This is a genomic window from Nonomuraea africana (assembly GCF_014873535.1).
In the GTDB taxonomy this organism is placed as follows: domain Bacteria; phylum Actinomycetota; class Actinomycetes; order Streptosporangiales; family Streptosporangiaceae; genus Nonomuraea; species Nonomuraea africana.
Map to the genome: position 1 here is coordinate 3,890,411 of NZ_JADBEF010000001.1, position 14,692 is coordinate 3,905,102.

The 14,692-nt window shown below is 71.5% G+C and carries 15 protein-coding genes; 8 read left to right on the forward strand and 7 right to left on the reverse strand.

The features are described from left to right. Positions 1–68 precede the first annotated feature (68 nt). Positions 69–791, forward strand: coding sequence for a PIG-L deacetylase family protein (locus tag H4W81_RS18395; protein ID WP_192775947.1), 723 nt, complete (start codon positions 69–71; stop codon positions 789–791). A gap of 398 nt (positions 792–1,189) precedes the next feature. Here H4W81_RS18395 and thrS read toward each other — a convergent pair whose 3' ends face one another. The 4 genes from thrS to H4W81_RS18415 are packed head-to-tail and all read right to left on the reverse strand — an operon-like array spanning position 1,190 to position 5,807. After that, the gene (gene thrS / locus H4W81_RS18400) at positions 1,190–3,160 is read right to left on the reverse strand and encodes a threonine--tRNA ligase (protein ID WP_397128537.1); all 1,971 of its coding nucleotides are present in this window, start codon (positions 3,158–3,160) and stop codon (positions 1,190–1,192) included. A gap of 42 nt (positions 3,161–3,202) precedes the next feature. Further along, entirely contained in the window at positions 3,203–3,808 is a 606-nt protein-coding gene (locus tag H4W81_RS18405) for a glycoside hydrolase family 25 protein (RefSeq protein WP_192775948.1), read from the reverse strand. Between the two features lie 11 nt (positions 3,809–3,819). After that, positions 3,820–4,980, reverse strand: a complete 1,161-nt coding sequence (locus H4W81_RS18410; protein ID WP_192775949.1) for a glycosyltransferase family 4 protein — start codon at positions 4,978–4,980, stop codon at positions 3,820–3,822. Beyond that, positions 4,977–5,807, reverse strand: a complete 831-nt coding sequence (locus H4W81_RS18415; RefSeq protein ID WP_192775950.1) for a sulfotransferase family protein — start codon at positions 5,805–5,807, stop codon at positions 4,977–4,979. Before H4W81_RS18415 ends, H4W81_RS18410 begins: the two co-directional genes overlap by 4 nt. A gap of 98 nt (positions 5,808–5,905) precedes the next feature. Here H4W81_RS18415 and H4W81_RS18420 point away from each other — a divergent pair, with 98 nt between their 5' ends. From H4W81_RS18420 to H4W81_RS18445, 6 genes are all read left to right on the forward strand, one after another. After that, entirely contained in the window at positions 5,906–6,658 is a 753-nt protein-coding gene (locus H4W81_RS18420) for a CoA transferase subunit A (RefSeq protein ID WP_192775951.1), read from the forward strand. Continuing rightward, the gene (locus H4W81_RS18425; RefSeq protein ID WP_192775952.1) at positions 6,658–7,293 is read left to right on the forward strand and encodes a 3-oxoacid CoA-transferase subunit B; all 636 of its coding nucleotides are present in this window, start codon (positions 6,658–6,660) and stop codon (positions 7,291–7,293) included. The genes H4W81_RS18420 and H4W81_RS18425 overlap by 1 nt, the downstream gene beginning before the upstream one ends. A gap of 9 nt (positions 7,294–7,302) precedes the next feature. After that, the gene (locus H4W81_RS18430) at positions 7,303–8,043 is read left to right on the forward strand and encodes an IclR family transcriptional regulator (protein ID WP_192775953.1); all 741 of its coding nucleotides are present in this window, start codon (positions 7,303–7,305) and stop codon (positions 8,041–8,043) included. Between the two features lie 62 nt (positions 8,044–8,105). Further along, positions 8,106–9,245: a 4-hydroxybenzoate 3-monooxygenase gene (locus tag H4W81_RS18435; protein ID WP_192775954.1), complete on the forward strand. Its 1,140-nt coding sequence runs from the start codon at positions 8,106–8,108 to the stop codon at positions 9,243–9,245. Continuing rightward, positions 9,232–9,708: a helix-turn-helix transcriptional regulator gene (locus tag H4W81_RS18440; RefSeq protein WP_192775955.1), complete on the forward strand. Its 477-nt coding sequence runs from the start codon at positions 9,232–9,234 to the stop codon at positions 9,706–9,708. The genes H4W81_RS18435 and H4W81_RS18440 overlap by 14 nt, the downstream gene beginning before the upstream one ends. Beyond that, entirely contained in the window at positions 9,705–10,112 is a 408-nt protein-coding gene (locus tag H4W81_RS18445) for a VOC family protein (RefSeq protein ID WP_192775956.1), read from the forward strand. The genes H4W81_RS18440 and H4W81_RS18445 overlap by 4 nt, the downstream gene beginning before the upstream one ends. Here H4W81_RS18445 and H4W81_RS18450 read toward each other — a convergent pair. Continuing rightward, positions 10,109–11,005, reverse strand: coding sequence for a TIGR03564 family F420-dependent LLM class oxidoreductase (locus tag H4W81_RS18450; protein WP_192775957.1), 897 nt, complete (start codon positions 11,003–11,005; stop codon positions 10,109–10,111). The genes H4W81_RS18445 and H4W81_RS18450 overlap by 4 nt on opposite strands. A 106-nt stretch (positions 11,006–11,111) precedes the next feature. On the opposite strand from H4W81_RS18450, the gene pgm reads away from it, so the two are divergent. Then, a complete protein-coding gene (gene pgm, locus H4W81_RS18455) occupies positions 11,112–12,719 on the forward strand; it encodes a phosphoglucomutase (alpha-D-glucose-1,6-bisphosphate-dependent) (protein WP_192775958.1) in 1,608 nt (535 codons plus the stop codon). 19 nt (positions 12,720–12,738) lie between these two features. Here pgm and H4W81_RS18460 read toward each other — a convergent pair whose 3' ends face one another. Further along, entirely contained in the window at positions 12,739–13,404 is a 666-nt protein-coding gene (locus H4W81_RS18460; protein ID WP_318781807.1) for a DUF2786 domain-containing protein, read from the reverse strand. After that, positions 13,401–14,648, reverse strand: coding sequence for a hypothetical protein (locus H4W81_RS18465; protein WP_192775959.1), 1,248 nt, complete (start codon positions 14,646–14,648; stop codon positions 13,401–13,403). Before H4W81_RS18465 ends, H4W81_RS18460 begins: the two co-directional genes overlap by 4 nt. Between the last annotated feature and the right edge of the window lie 44 nt (positions 14,649–14,692).

The following is a 14,692-nucleotide window of genomic DNA, read 5'->3' on the forward strand; positions in this document are numbered from 1 at the left end:
CGTGGGAAGGCGCCGTCGGGGGATCTCGTTACGCTGACCATACGGAATCGAGATCACCGGAGGACACGATGACCGAGCAGCTGGAGCCCATGCCCACGGACTGGCGACGGGCGCTGGCGATCGTCGCGCACCCCGACGACCTGGAGTACGGCTGTGCCTCGGCCGTGGCCAGGTGGACCGCCGAGGGCCGCGAGGTGACGTACGTGATCGTCACGCGCGGTGAGGCGGGCATCGACACGCTCGAACCCGCCAAGGCGGGCCCGCTGCGCGAGCAGGAGCAGCGCGCCTCCGCGAGCGTCGTCGGGGTGTCGGAGGTGGAGTTCCTCGACCACGCGGACGGCGTCATCGAATACGGCACCGCGCTGCGCCGCGACCTGGCCGCCGCGATCCGCAGGCACCGTCCCGAGCTGCTGATCACCCTGCACTTCGGGGACACCTGGGGCGGCGTGCACTGGAACACGCCGGATCACCGCGCGGTCGGCAGGGCGACGGTCGACGCGGCAGGCGACGCGGGCAACCGGTGGATCTTCCCCGACGTGGGTCCCGAGCCCTGGGACGGGGTGCGCTGGGTCGCGGTGGCGGGCGACAACCGGCCTACCCACGCGGTGGACGTCACCGACACGCTGGAGGACGGCGTGCGCTCCCTGCTGGAGCACCGGACCTACATCGAGGCCCTGACCGAGGAGGACCCCGAGGCCTACTGCAGGGACTTCCTCGGGACCATGGCCAGAGGAGCGGCGGAACGCTTCGGCGGCCGTCCAGCCGTCACCTTCCGCGTCTACCCCCGCTGACCTACGGGACTGACACACCCAACGGCGCCGCCATCAGCGATCAGCCGCTCGACACCCTGCCGCTCGACACCCTGCCGCTCGACCTCCCGCCGGTCGATCGACTTTCGCCGCCCGCCCCGCGGACCGACGGGTTCGCGGGACCGCCGCCTCCGGGTCGTCACCCGAGCCGCCGGGGCCGCGCAGGAGCCGTTGCGCGAGTCGCTCAAGAGGACACCCCGCAGCGCCAACGCGACCGGAGGCGGGACCGCACAAGGGCCGACCAGAAGACGCCCGGCCCATGAGGTCCGAAAGAACCTCAGGTCCGACTGGAAGGCCCCACCCGGCGGGGGCCGTCGAGAACCCCCGCCCAGGTGTCCGAAGGGCGCCAGTGCGAAGCGCGATCGGGGACGACCCTGCCGTCAGACCTGGATGCGGCGCTCCACCGCGTTGACGATCTCGGCGATCGCGTCCTCGACCGGAACGCCGTTCTTCTGCTCGCCACTCCGGTAACGGAACGACACCGCGCCGTTGGCGATGTCGTCGTCACCGGCGAGCAGCATGAAGGGCACTTTCGCCTTCTGCGCGTTGCGGATCTTCTTCTGCATGCGGTCGTCGGCCGTGTCGACCTCGACCCTGATGCCCCGCTCGCGCAGCTGCTTGGCGACGTCGTGCAGGTACGGCGCGTGCGCCTCGGCGATCGGGATGCCGACGACCTGCACCGGCGAGAGCCACGGAGGGAACGCGCCCGCGTAGTGCTCGACCAGGACGCCGAGGAAGCGCTCGATCGAGCCGAACAGCGCCCGGTGGATCATGACGGGCGTCTGCCGGGTGCCGTCGGCCGCCTGGTATTCGAGGCCGAAGCGCTTGGGCTGGTTGAAGTCGAGCTGGATGGTGGACAGCTGCCAGGTGCGCCCGATGGCGTCCTTGGCCTGGACGGAGATCTTCGGCCCGTAGAAGGCCGCGCCGCCCGGATCGTCGACCAGGGCCAGGCCCGACTCCTCGGCCGCCTGGCGCAGCGCCGCGGTGGCCTCGTCCCAGTCGGCCTGGTCGCCGATGAACTTGTCGGAGTCGTCGCGGGTGGACAGCTCCAGGTAGAACTCCGACAGGCCGAAGTCGCGCAGCACGCTGAGCACGAAGGCCAGCAGGCTCTTGATCTCCCCGCCCATCTGCTCCTTGGTGCAGTAGATGTGCGAGTCGTCCTGCGTCATGCCGCGCACCCTGGTCAGCCCGTGGACCACGCCGGACTTCTCGTAGCGGTACACCGAGCCGAACTCGCACAGCCGCAGCGGCAGCTCACGGTAGGACCGCCCGCGCGCTCTGAAGATCAGGTTGTGCATCGGGCAGTTCATCGGCTTGACGCGGTACTCGGTGTTGTCGAGCTCGAAGGGCGGGAACATGTCCTCGCCGTACCAGGGCAGGTGGCCGGAGGTCTCGAACAGCTGCGACTTGGTGATGTGCGGGGTGTTGACGAACTCGTAGCCCGACTCCCCCTGGCGCCGGCGCATGTAGTCCTCCATCTCCTTGCGGATGATTCCGCCCTTGGGATGGAAGACCGGCAGCCCGCTGCCCAGCTCCGGCGGGAAGCTGAACAGGTCGAGCTCGGCGCCGAGCTTGCGGTGGTCGCGCTTCTCGGCCTCCTCCAGCAGGTGGAGGTATTCGTCCTGCATGTCGCGGGTTTCCCACGCGGTGCCGTAGATGCGCTGCAGCTGCGGGTTCTTCTCGCTGCCCCGCCAGTAGGCGCCGCCCGTGCGCATGAGCTTGAAGGCGGGGATGGCCCTGGTGGAGGGCAGGTGCGGCCCGCGGCACAGGTCCTTCCAGCACAGCTCGCCGCTCTTGGGGTCGAGGTTGTCGTAGATGGTCAGCTGGCCCTCGCCGACCTCGACGTTCGCGCCGTCGTCGGCGGATGCGCCGCCCTTGAGGCCGACCAGCTCCAGCTTGTACGGCTCGGCGGCGAGCTCCGCGCGCGCCTCGTCGTCGGACACCTCGCGCCGCGAGAACAGCTGCCCCTGCTTGACGATCTCGCGCATGCGCTTCTCGACACGCTTGAGGTCGTCGGGGTGGAAGGCCTGCGCGACGTCGAAGTCGTAGTAGAAGCCGTTGTCGACCGGCGGGCCGATGCCCAGCTTGGCCTCGGGGAACAGCTCCTGGACCGCCTGCGCCATGACGTGCGCGGTGGAGTGGCGCAGGATGGCGCGGCCGTCGGGTGAGGAGATCTCGACCGGCTCGACCACGTCGCCGTCCGCGGCGTGGGAGGCCAGGTCGCGCAGCTCGCCGTTGACGCGGGCGGCGACGACGGTGCGACCGTCGGCCTCCAGCGCCTCGCCGTACGTCGTGCCGGCCGCGACCACACGCTCGGCTCCGGCGAGGGTGATATGCAGCTCGGCTGACACGGTGACTCCTTGGATAGCAGCGTTTCGATGGTGCCAACGATGCTATCGCGGGTCGTAGCCCAGCCTGGTCAGGTCCTGGCGGCTGCCGTGGAAGACGTTGCGGTCGAGCGGGCTGTTGGCGTACTGGTGAATCCTCCAGCCACGCCACGGCGCGGGGACCACGGGCTCGCCGATGGGCTTGCCGGGCGAGGCGATCCACAGCGGGTATTCGCCCAGGCCCGCGCAGTTGCCCTTGCGGGCGAAGGACAGGTACGTGTAGATGAAGGGCCGCACGCCCGTGTGCCTCTCGACCATCCGGCACCAGCGCCTGGCGAAGGCGGCGACCTGGTCGGGCGGCAGCTTGTCGTCGGCCTCGAGGTCGAGCGCGAGCAGGTCGCCCTTGCGCAGCCCGCCCGCCTGCCTGATCGTGCGCAGGAAGTGGCGCGCCTGGTCGGCGGGCTCGCCCTCGGGCCTGGCGAAGTGGTAGGCCCCGCACACGAGCCAGTTCTCGCGCATGCGCTGCCAGTTGCGGTCGAACCACTTGTCGGTGTAGGTGGCGCCCTCGCTCGCCTTGGCGAAGGCGAAGGCGACGCCGTTGTCAGCATGGTCGTCCCAGTTGACCAGTCCTTGCCAGTTGGACACGTCTATGCCGTGCAACACCCGTTTCACCCTGCCGGAGTCTACGAAAGGGGTGTGTGATCGACCCCTCGCCGCGCCGTTTGCAGGTTATTGAACAGCTCCAGCCACTTCGGGGCAACCGTCCGTGTCGAGTACGCCTCGACCGTGCGCACCGCCTGGGCCCCCAGCCTCCTGCGCCTCGGTTCGTCCTCGATCAGCTCGGTGATCGCTCTGGCGAGGGCGTCCACGTCCTGCGGCGGGACCAGCACGCCGTCCACGTCGTGGGTGATCACCTCGCGCGGGCCCGTGGGGCAGTCGAAGGCCACGACGGGCAGGCCGTGCGCCATGGCCTCGATCATCACCATGGGCAGCCCCTCGAACCTGGAGCTGAGCACGTAGAGCGCGGAGGCCGCCAGCTCCCGGTGGAAGGCGTCGGAGCGGCCCATCAGCTCCACCCTGGGCGCGGCGAGCGCGGCCAGCTCGGCCCGCTTGACCCCGGCGCCGAAGATGCGCAGCCGCCAGTCCCGGTGGGCCTCCGTGGCTCGCTGGAAGGCCGGGATGAGCAGGTCGAAGCCCTTCTGCGGGACCAGCCTGCCCGCCGCGACCGCGATGGTGGAGGTGTGGTCGGCGAGCGCCCGCTCCATGGGGTGCACGGCGTTGGGGATGCGCACGATCCTGGCGCCGGGCAGCACCCGCTCGTAGTCGGCCCGGTCGGTCTCGGTGAGCACGGTGACCGCGTCGAACCTGCCGTAGCCGCGCCTGATCGCCCGTTGCACGGCCTGCCGGTGGCTGGCGTAGTTCATGTGCTCCTGCGCGACCATGAGCACGCGGCTCGACGCGTGCCGTACGGCCAGCAGGTTGAGCGCGGGCCTGGTGGTGACGAGCACGCCCTCCGACAGGCCGCGCATCCAGCGGGCGATGGCCGCCTCCACCTCGGGGGTGAAGTAGGCGGCGGCGGGCTCGCCCCTGGGCACCACGTGCCCGCGCAGCCTGCGCAGCACCCGCGAGTGGAGCCGCGGCGCGGCGATCCCGGCGCGCTGGTCGACCAGGGCGCACAACCGCACGCCGTTCGGGATCGGAAAGCCCGGGGTCGTGCGCCGCCTGACCGCGCTGACGACCTCGACCTCGTGCCCCGCCTCCGCCATCCATCCGGCCTGGGTGAGGACGGTGCGGATGGTGCCGCCCGTGCCGTACGCGTGCAGAAGCAGGTAGCGGATCTTCACGTGTAGCCCCACCGGGTGGTGAGCGGCCGCAGCGGGGCCGGCACCTCCTGGATCGGGGGCAGCGGGCGGCCCTTTTGGACCGTTCCCGTGCGGATCTTGTCCTTCCAGTCGCCGAGGCCCTTGACCCAGGGGGCGTCGCCGTAGTCGAGCATGCCGGGCTCGAAGGGGACGTCGAGGAAGGAGCAGATCTCGCGGGCCTTGCCCGCGGGGTCGGCGGTGAAGTCCTCGTAGCGCACGGTCAGCCCGGGCAGCGCCGTCCTGGCCCGCTCGACGGCCTTCATGTAGCGCAGCGAGTCGGTGACCGCGTCGTCGGCGGAGCGGCCCGAGGTCTCCTGCCAGGAGCGGGCGACGGAGGCGGGATGGCGCAGCAGGAAGACGTAGCGGGCGTCGGGCCAGCAGGCGGCGATGCGCCGGTAGGCGAAGGCGTTGGCGGGCGTCTTGTCGACGACGATGCGCTTGCCGCTCCTGACCAGTTCGCGGTGCAGGACCCGGTCCCACAGCAGGTGCTCCAGGTCGGCCCGGTTGTAGCCGAGGGCGTCCATGGCCCGCTCGACCAGCGGCGTGCCGTACCCGACGGTCAGCCTGCGCACGTGCAGCTCGTGCGGGGCGTGGATCATGGAGTGGGCGTTGAGCACGGCGCGCAGGAGCGTCGAGCCCGACCTGACCGGGCACAGCAGGAACACCGGCGCGCGCAGGAGCCGGTCGGAGCCGGGATCGGCGGGCGGTCTGACCTCGGGCTCCGGTTCGGATGCGGCGACGGGCAGCCTGGTGAGCTGGAAGCCCGTCAGGTCTCCGAAGGTTTTGTTGACCCTTCGTCTCCAGTTCATGTCGAGGGAGGCTAACAACCGGAACTGGGGATTGCCTGGGCTTCCGCTCACCGGAAGCACATAGTGGCGCCGGCGGAGACTGCTGGGACCGTGAGCGCATGAAGGTCGGCAAGGTGGTCGGTTCGGCGGCGGAGGCCGTCGCCGAGGTCGGTGACGGCGCGTCGCTGGCCGTGGGCGGGTTCGGGTTGTGCGGGGTGCCGTCGGTGCTGATCGACGCGCTTTACGAGAAGGGCGCGCGCGGGCTGCGGGTGGTGTCGAACAACTGCGGCGTCGACGGGCGCGGCCTCGGGCTGCTGCTGGCGGCGGGCCGGATCGCCAGGGCGACGGGCTCCTACATCGGCGAGAACAAGGAACTCGCCAGGCGCTATCTCAGCGGGGAGATCGAGGTGGAGCTGGTGCCGCAGGGCACGCTGGCCGAGCGCCTGCGGGCCGGCGGCAGCGGGATCCCCGCCTTCTACACTCCCGCGGGCGTCGGCACGCTGGTGGCCGAGGGCGGGCTGCCGTGGCGCTACGCGGCCGACGGGAGCGTGGCGGTGGCCTCACCCGCCAAGGAGGTGCGCGAGTTCGGCGGCGTGCCGTACGTGCTGGAGGAGTCGATCACGACCGACTTCGCGCTGGTCAGGGCGGCCAAGGGCGACCGGTACGGCAACCTCGTCTTCGACAAGAGCGCGCGCAACTTCAACCCGCTGGCCGCGATGGCGGGGCGGGTCACGATCGCGGAGGTCGAGCAGCTGTGCGAGCTCGACCCCGACGAGGTCCACCTGCCGGGTGTGTTCGTCCAGCGGGTCGTGGCACTCACCCCCGAGCAGGCCGCCGACAAGCACGTGGAGAAGAGGACGGTGCGCGCCTGATGGCATGGAGCAGGGAGCAGATCGCGGCCAGGGCGGCGGCCGAGCTGGCCGACGGCTCCTACGTCAACCTGGGGATCGGGCTGCCGACGCTGATCCCGGCGTTCATCCCGCCGGGTGTGCACGTGGTCGTCCACTCCGAGAACGGCGTGCTGGGCGTGGGTCCCTACCCGCGGGAGGACGAGGTCGACCCCGGCCTCATCAACGCGGGCAAGGAGACGGTGACCGTCCTGCCGGGGGCGTCGTTCTTCGACTCGGCGCTGTCGTTCGGCATGATCCGCGGCGGCCACATCGACGTGGCGGTGCTCGGCGCGATGCAGGTCTCGGCCCGCGGCGACCTGGCCAACTGGGCGGTGCCCGGAAAGATGATCAAGGGCATGGGCGGCGCCATGGACCTGGTCCACGGCGCGCGCAGAGTCATCGTGGTCATGGAGCACCTCACCCGCGACGGCGCGCCGAAGATCGTCAAGGAGTGCTCGCTGCCGCTGACGGGCGTGGCCTGCGTCCATCGGATCATCACCGACCTGGCCGTGCTCGACGTGACGCCCGGCGGCGTGGTGCTGGTGGAGACGGCGCCTGGAGTGAGCGAGGAGGAGGTCAGGGCGGCCACCGAGCCCGAGCTCCTGCTGGAGGGTTAGGATCCGGACATGCCGCCCCCAAGCGTCGCCGGCAAGGTGATGGCGATCCTCGACGCGTTCTCCCATGGAGAGGTGCGGCTGACGCTCACCGAGATCTGCCGCAGGGCGGACCTGCCGCTGGCCACGGGGCATCGGCTGATCGGCGAGCTGACCAGGGGCGGCTTCGTCGAGCGGATGCCCGACGGCGCCTACCGGGTCGGCATCAGATTGTGGCGCATCGGCGCCCAGGCGGCCGCCGCCGCCGACCTGCGGGAGCTGGCGCTGCCGTACATGGAGGACCTGTACGAGGTCACGCACGCCAACGTGCAGCTGGCCGTACGGCGCGGCCTGAAGGCGCTCTACCTCGAACGGCTGCGCGGTCCCTCCTCGGTGCCGATCGTGAGCAGGGTGGGCGGCGAGCTGCCGCTGCACGCCACGGGGGTGGGCAGGGTGCTGCTCGCCTTCGCACCCGAGCGGGTGACCGAGGAGGTGGTCTCCTCCGGGCTGCCCGCCCTGACCAGGCACACCGTGACCGACCCGGCCAGGCTGCGGGCCGCGCTGGCCGAGGTGCGCAGGACAGGGGTGGCCGTCACCCGCGAGGAGATGACGCTCGGCACCTGCTCGGTCGCCGCGCCGGTGCGCGGCGCGGGCGGCGAGGTGATCGCCGCGCTGTCGATCGTCACCAGGCCGCGCGCCGACCTGCGCGCGGTCGTGCCGACCCTGGTCACCACGGCGCGGGCGCTGTCGCGTGACGTGAGCGGACACTACTGATGAGTTCCACTGACCGGAAGACCGGCGGCTGAGCGAGCACGCCCGAGCACGAGGATCAGGCCATGCGTACCCAGGTAGCGATCATCGGCGCCGGCCCCGCGGGCCTGCTGCTGTCCCATCTGCTGGAGCGGCGCGGCATCGACGCGGTGGTGCTGGAGAGCCGAGACAGGGCCTACTGCGAGCAGCGCCAGCGCGCGGGCATGCTGGAGCAGGGCACGGTCGACGTGCTGAGGGCCTGCGGCGCGGGCGCCAGGCTCGACCGCGAGGGCCTCACCCACCACGGGCTCGAGCTGCGCTTCGGCGGGCGGGGGCACCGGATCCCGCTCAGCGAGCTCACCGGCGGCAAGACCGTGACGATCTACGCGCAGACCGAGATCGTCAAGGACCTCATCGCGCTCGCGCCCGAGGGCAGGATCCGGTTCGGGGCCGAGGTCGTCGAGGTCGACGCCAGCACACCGCGCGTGACCTACCGCGAGAACGGCCGGCTGCACACTCTCGACTGCGACCTGATCGCCGGGTGTGACGGCTTCCACGGCGTCTCGCGCGCCGCCGTGCCGAACGCGACGGTCCACGAGCGCGAGTACCCGTACGCGTGGCTCGGCGTGCTGGCCGACGTGCCGCCCTCGACCGAGGAGCTGATCTACTGCCACCACGAGCGCGGCTTCGCCCTGCACAGCCTGCGCTCCCCCGAGGTCAGCCGCCTCTACCTGCAGGTCTCCCCCACCGACGAGCTGGCCGCGTGGCCCGACGAGCGGATCTGGGCGGAGCTGCGCACGCGGCTGGCCACCGGCGACGGCTGGACGCTCAAGGACGGCCCGATCAGGGAGAAGGCCATCACCCCGATGCGCAGCTTCGTCACCGAGCCGATGAGGCACGAGCGGCTCTTCCTGGCGGGCGACGCCGCGCACATCGTCCCGCCGACCGGCGCCAAGGGGCTCAACCTGGCCGTCTCCGACGTCACCGCGCTGGCGGCGGCGATCGCCGACGGCGGGCTCGACGGCTACTCGGAGTCGCGGCTGCGGCAGGTGTGGCGGGCCGAGCACTTCTCCTACTGGATGACCACCCTGCTGCACACCGACCACTCCGCCGACGCCTTCGCCAGGCGCCTGCAGCTGTCCCATCTCGACTACGTGGTCTCCTCCACGGCGGCCGCCACCACTCTCGCGGAGAACTACGTAGGCTTCGCCTATGACGGCCGCTGACCTGCTGCCCCATCTGCGCCGCGCCCGCGACCTGGCCGATCGCCGCTACGGCGAGCCGCTCGACCTCGACGCGCTGGCCGGCGCCGCGGGCTGCTCGCGCTTCCACTTCGCCCGCTCCTTCAAGCGGGTGTACGGCGAGACGCCCGCCCGCTATCTGACCTCCCGCCGCATCGAACGGGCCAAGGACCTGCTGCGCGCCACCAATCTCAACGTCACCGAGATCTGCGTCATGGTGGGCTTCTCCAGCCTCGGCTCGTTCAGCTCCCGCTTCACCGCCCTGGTCGGCAGGTCGCCGAGCGCCTTCAGGGAGGAGTCCGTACGGCAGGGCGGCCCGCCCCCGATCCCCGGCTGCTTCGTGCTGATGTGCACCCGCCCGCCGTTCGAGCAATCTCGAAGAAGCGGGCCCGCGGGACCGACCCCTACTGTCGGTGAGGAGGACGACGACAGAGGAGCAGTGTCATGATCACCGGAATGTCCCACACCTGCGTCTACGTGCTGGACCAGGACGAGGCCAAGGCCTTCTACACCGGCCCTCTCGGCTTCGAGGAGCGCGAGGACGTGCGGCTCGGCGACTACCGCTGGCTGACCGTCGGGCCGAAGGGCCGGCCCGAGGTCACCATCGTCCTGTCCGCGATCGGCGCGCCGCACTTCGACGAGGAGACCGCCGAGCAGATGCGCGCGGTCGTCTCGAAGGGGGCGATGGGCCCCGGCGTCATGGCGACCGACGACTGCCACAAGACCTTCGAGGAGCTGTCGGCCAAGGGCGTGGAGTTCGTGCAGGAGCCCGCCGACCGCCCCTACGGCATCGAGGCGGTCTTCCGCGACAACTCGGGCAACTGGTTCAGCCTCACGCAGCGCAGGAGCTAGCCGAGCAGGCCCTTGAGGAAGGTCCTGGTGCGCTCCCTCTCGGCGAACTCCGCCGCCACGAAGTCGGTGACCCCGGCCTTGGCCAGGCCGTCGATCTGGGCGCGCACGGCCTCCTCGTCGCCCACGATCGCCACGTCGCCGGGCGTGGCCGCGCCCTCCCTGTCCAGCATCGCCCGGTAGGAGGGCAGCTGGCCGTACACGGAGAAAACCTCGGCGGCCCGCGCCCTGGCGGCGGCCGGATCGTCGGTGACGCAGACCGGCAGCGCGCAGACCACGCGCGGCGCGGGACGGCCGGCCCCGTGCGCGGCCCCGGTGATCGCGGGCACGACGTGCTCGGCCACCGTCTTCGGCCCTGTCATCCACAGCACGGTGCCGTCGGCGACCGCGCCCGCCAGGGCCAGCATGCGGGGGGCGAGGGCGGCGATCAGCACGGGCAGGCCGGTGCCGGGGGTGCTGAGCTTGATGTTGGCCTTGAGCGTCTCGCCGCTGACCTCCGCCTTCTCGCCGCGGGCGAGAGGGAGCAGGATGTCGAGGTACTCCTTCATGTGCCGGGCGGGATGCGAGAAGTCGTAGCCGAACATGTGCTCGATGACGATCTGGTGCGACAGGCCGATGCCGAGCGCGAGGCGGCCGCCGAGGGCGGCGTTGGCGGTCAGCGCCTGCTGGGCGAGGGCGGCGGGATGGCGGGGGTAGGTGGGCACGACTGCGGTGCCGAGCTCGATGCCGGGTGTCTGGCCGCCCGCGACTGCCAGCGCGGTGATCGCGTCCAGGCCGAAGACGTGGGACAGCCAGGCCGAGGCGAACCCGTCGTCGGCGGCTTGGGCGATGGCCTCCCGCAGACCGCCGATCGGGTCGGGGCCCTGGGGCTCGTTGAGGAGCAGTCCTACTCGCATCGCAACCGAACTCCATTCTGTTTGGCTGCGGCGAGTCTAACCCGCCGGACGCCGTCGGCCGCGTCCGCCACGGCTTCGGTCAGGCTCAATCTGTAGAGTGGATCTCATGACGCACGAGCGCGCCGGGCAGCCCGCCCAGCCCTCCGACCTGGTCGACGTGGCCCGCCTGGTGACCGCGTACTACGCGCTGCACCCCGACCCCTCGGAGGTGTCGCAGCGCGTCGCGTTCGGCACCTCGGGGCACCGGGGCTCGGCCTTCGACACCGCCTTCAACGAGGACCACATCCTGGCCACGAGCCAGGCGATCGTGGAGTACCGCGCAGCGCAGGGCGTCACGGGGCCGCTGTTCCTCGGCGCCGACACGCACGCGCTGTCGGAGCCCGCGAAGATCTCGGCGCTGGAGGTCTTCGCCGCCAACGACGTGACCGTGCTGGTCGACAGCCGCGACGGGTACACGCCCACGCCCGCCGTCTCGCACGCGATCCTCACCCATCCGGGCTCCGACGGCGTCGTGGTCACGCCGTCGCACAACCCGCCCCGAGACGGCGGCTTCAAGTACAACCCGCCGAACGGCGGCCCGGCCGACACCGACGCCACCTCCTGGATCCAGGATCGCGCCAACGCGCTCATCGCGGGCGGCCTGAAGGACGTGCGGCGGGTGCCGTACCGCGCGTCGCTGGGCGAGCGCCACGACTTCCTCGCCCACTACGTCGACGACCTGCCCAGCGTGATCGACCTCGACGCGATCAGGTCGGCGGGGGTGCGCGTCGGCGCCGACCCGCTCGGCGGGGCGAGCGTGGCCTACTGGGGCGAGATCGCCGACCGGCACCGCCTCGACCTGACGGTCGTGAACCCGCTCGTCGATCCGACCTGGCGGTTCATGACCCTCGACTGGGACGGCAAGATCCGCATGGACTGCTCCTCCCCCTACGCGATGGCCTCGCTGATCCACAACAGGTCGCGCTTCGACATCTCCACCGGCAACGACGCCGACGCCGACAGGCACGGCATCGTCACGCCCGACGGCGGGCTGATGAACCCCAACCACTACCTGGCCGTGGCCATCTCCTACCTCTTCGGCCACCGTCCCTCCTGGCCGTCGACGGCGGGGATCGGCAAGACGCTGGTCAGCAGCAGCATGATCGACAGGGTGGCGGCCGACCTCGGCCGGCGCCTGCACGAGGTGCCCGTCGGGTTCAAGTGGTTCGTCTCCGGCCTGCTCGACGGCTCGCTCGGCTTCGGCGGCGAGGAGAGCGCGGGCGCCTCGTTCCTGCGGCGCGACGGGTCGGCGTGGAGCACCGACAAGGACGGCATCATCCTGGCACTGCTGGCCTCGGAGATCCTCGCGGTCACCGGCTCCTCCCCCAGCGCCCACTACGAGCAGCTCACCTCGCGGTTCGGCGCCCCCGCCTACGCCCGCGTCGACGCGCCCGCCACGCGGGAGGAGAAGGCGGTGCTGGCCAAGCTGTCGGCCACGCAGGTGACGGCGGACACGCTCGCCGGCGAGCCCATCACGCAGGTGCTGACCAGCGCGCCGGGCAACGGGGCGGCGCTGGGCGGGGTGAAGGTGTGCACCGAGAACGCCTGGTTCGCGGCCAGGCCCTCGGGCACCGAGGACGTCTACAAGATCTACGCGGAGTCGTTCAAGGGACCCGAGCACCTGGCCCAGGTCCAGGAGGAGGCCCGGGCGGTCGTCTCGGCGGCCCTCGGCTGACCCCCTGCCGTAGCGGAGGTCAGTGGATGGCGGAGCGGGAGAGGTCGGCGCGGCGGGCGGCCGAGACACCGTCGCGGTAGCCGCCACCGCTCATCCTCGGCACGCTGCGCCGGATCTTCGGGTAGACCTCGGCGACCGCCTGCTCCACCTCCGCCTTGCGGTCGGCCAGCACCAGCGCGGTCCCCGGCGCGCCCGACGCCGCCGCCTTCGACTCGGCCGCCGTCAGCAGCCGGTAGATCTCGTCGGTGAAGCCGAGCATCCACGACCGCCGGTAGGCCCGCGCCCCTTCGGGCGGCACGGGCACCCGGGCCAGGCCCGAGGCCATCTGCAGCAGCAGCGACGTGGCCAGCAGGTCGGCCCGCTCCAGGTCGGCGGCGAAGCCGAAGACGTGCACCCGCTGCCCGCCGTCCCCCTTGCCGATCAGCACGGGACGGCAGCGCAGGGCGTCGGCGACCAGGTACACCAGCCGCGCCTTCTCCCGCGCCCACGGGTCGCCCACGGTGACGACCCGGTTGCCCGGCCCGCGCGGTGACGGCTCGGCGACGGCCGAGATGCCGTACTTGGCCATCAACGCCGTCGCCGCGGCCATGAACGTCTCGCGCTCGTGCTCGTTGTCGGTGCCCTCGGCCTTGGCCAGCAGCTTCCGCACCCTGTCGAGGGTGCGGCTCATCCCCGGGTCGCTCACCCGGTGAGGATACGGTCGCCGTCCGCGATGATGGGGAAGGTACCGGTGTCGACGATGCCGTGTTCCTGGTAGAGGGCCTCGATCAGCGCGTGCGCCTGCGGCTCGAGCTTCCACAGCGCGCGGTACTCCCTCGCCGTCGCCAGCGAGATGCCGATCTCCTGGGCGATGTCGACCGTGCGGGGCACGATCCGCTTGGCGATCTGCCGGTCCCAGTACTCGCGGGCGGCCCGCATCAGCGCGGCGCGCTGGGCGGTGTCCATGACCTGCGGGGTGGTGTCGAGGACCGCGATGTCCTCGTCCTCGTCCTCCACCAGGCGGGCCAGCGCGGGCGGCAGGGCCGGCCTGGCGGGCACGTGGTGGTGGTCGGTGGCGAGCTGGTCTTGAGTGTCCCACGGCACGCGCGGGTCGGCGTCGATCAGCTTGGCGGTGTTGTAGAGCGCGCCGATCTGCTGCAGCAGCGCCTCCTGGCGGGCCGGGTCGACGGCCAGGCCGGTGTGCTCGACCGCCTGGTCCATCGCCCGGTCGAGGCGCGCCATCGCCACGCGCAGCTTGCGCTCGGAGGCGCCCTGCTCGCGCAGCGACCTGGCCTTCTTGGCGGCCAGTGCGACGCGGGTGAGCCTGCGGTGCGCGTCGACCTCGCTGGCCGTACGGTCGGACACCTCGGCCAGCCCCATCCGCACCAGCACCCGCTCGGGCGTGAAGCGCCAGTTGATGCGGCCGGTGCCGCGGATGCGGTGCCGTTCGATCGCCATGCCGCGCTCCCACAGCCAGGCGGCCACCAGCGGCGCGGCGAGCCTGAAGATCGCCTCGGCGAGGCTGCGCGCGTCCATGCTGGACAGCACCGCCGTCAGGCAGGTCAGCGCCCAGACGGCGATGCCGTCGATGCCGGCCGAGAAGTTCTCCCGCATGTTGCGCCGCGCCCGCACCGCCGAGGTGACGATCGCGACCTCGATGAAGGCGAACAGCAGCAGCCGCAGCGGGCCGTCGAGGCCCAGCACGTCGCCGGAGAAGCGCCACATGCCCTGCGCGGAGACTCCGGTGGCGATGGAGGCGGCGACGATCGTAAGGATGTCCTCGATCGGACGAGGAGCCACGACCTGCAGGTAGAAGCGCGTGCAGGCGCGGAGTGCGACGCGCAGGACGAGGAAGGCAAGCGCCAGGGCGATCAGGGCCAGCAGGCAGATGAACGCCGTGCCGACCGGGTGCTCCGACGCGAAAGTGGCGGCTTGCTCGAAGAGAGGCATCAGTCACTTTCCGTCAGTCTTGATGTCCGACTGTATATCAACGA

Excerpts from the sequence above, each read along its gene's own strand:
- H4W81_RS18395 (WP_192775947.1), top strand. The coding sequence starts at position 69 with ATGACCGAGCAGCTGGAGCCCATGCCCACGGACTGGCGACGGGCGCTG.
- H4W81_RS18415 (WP_192775950.1), bottom strand. The coding sequence starts at position 5,807 with ATGAACTGGAGACGAAGGGTCAACAAAACCTTCGGAGACCTGACGGGC.
- H4W81_RS18420 (WP_192775951.1), top strand. The coding sequence starts at position 5,906 with ATGAAGGTCGGCAAGGTGGTCGGTTCGGCGGCGGAGGCCGTCGCCGAG.
- H4W81_RS18425 (WP_192775952.1), top strand. The coding sequence starts at position 6,658 with ATGGCATGGAGCAGGGAGCAGATCGCGGCCAGGGCGGCGGCCGAGCTG.
- H4W81_RS18430 (WP_192775953.1), top strand. The coding sequence starts at position 7,303 with ATGCCGCCCCCAAGCGTCGCCGGCAAGGTGATGGCGATCCTCGACGCG.
- H4W81_RS18435 (WP_192775954.1), top strand. The coding sequence starts at position 8,106 with ATGCGTACCCAGGTAGCGATCATCGGCGCCGGCCCCGCGGGCCTGCTG.
- H4W81_RS18440 (WP_192775955.1), top strand. The coding sequence starts at position 9,232 with ATGACGGCCGCTGACCTGCTGCCCCATCTGCGCCGCGCCCGCGACCTG.
- H4W81_RS18445 (WP_192775956.1), top strand. The coding sequence starts at position 9,705 with ATGATCACCGGAATGTCCCACACCTGCGTCTACGTGCTGGACCAGGAC.
- H4W81_RS18450 (WP_192775957.1), bottom strand. The coding sequence starts at position 11,005 with ATGCGAGTAGGACTGCTCCTCAACGAGCCCCAGGGCCCCGACCCGATC.
- pgm (WP_192775958.1), top strand. The coding sequence starts at position 11,112 with ATGACGCACGAGCGCGCCGGGCAGCCCGCCCAGCCCTCCGACCTGGTC.
- H4W81_RS18465 (WP_192775959.1), bottom strand. The coding sequence starts at position 14,648 with ATGCCTCTCTTCGAGCAAGCCGCCACTTTCGCGTCGGAGCACCCGGTC.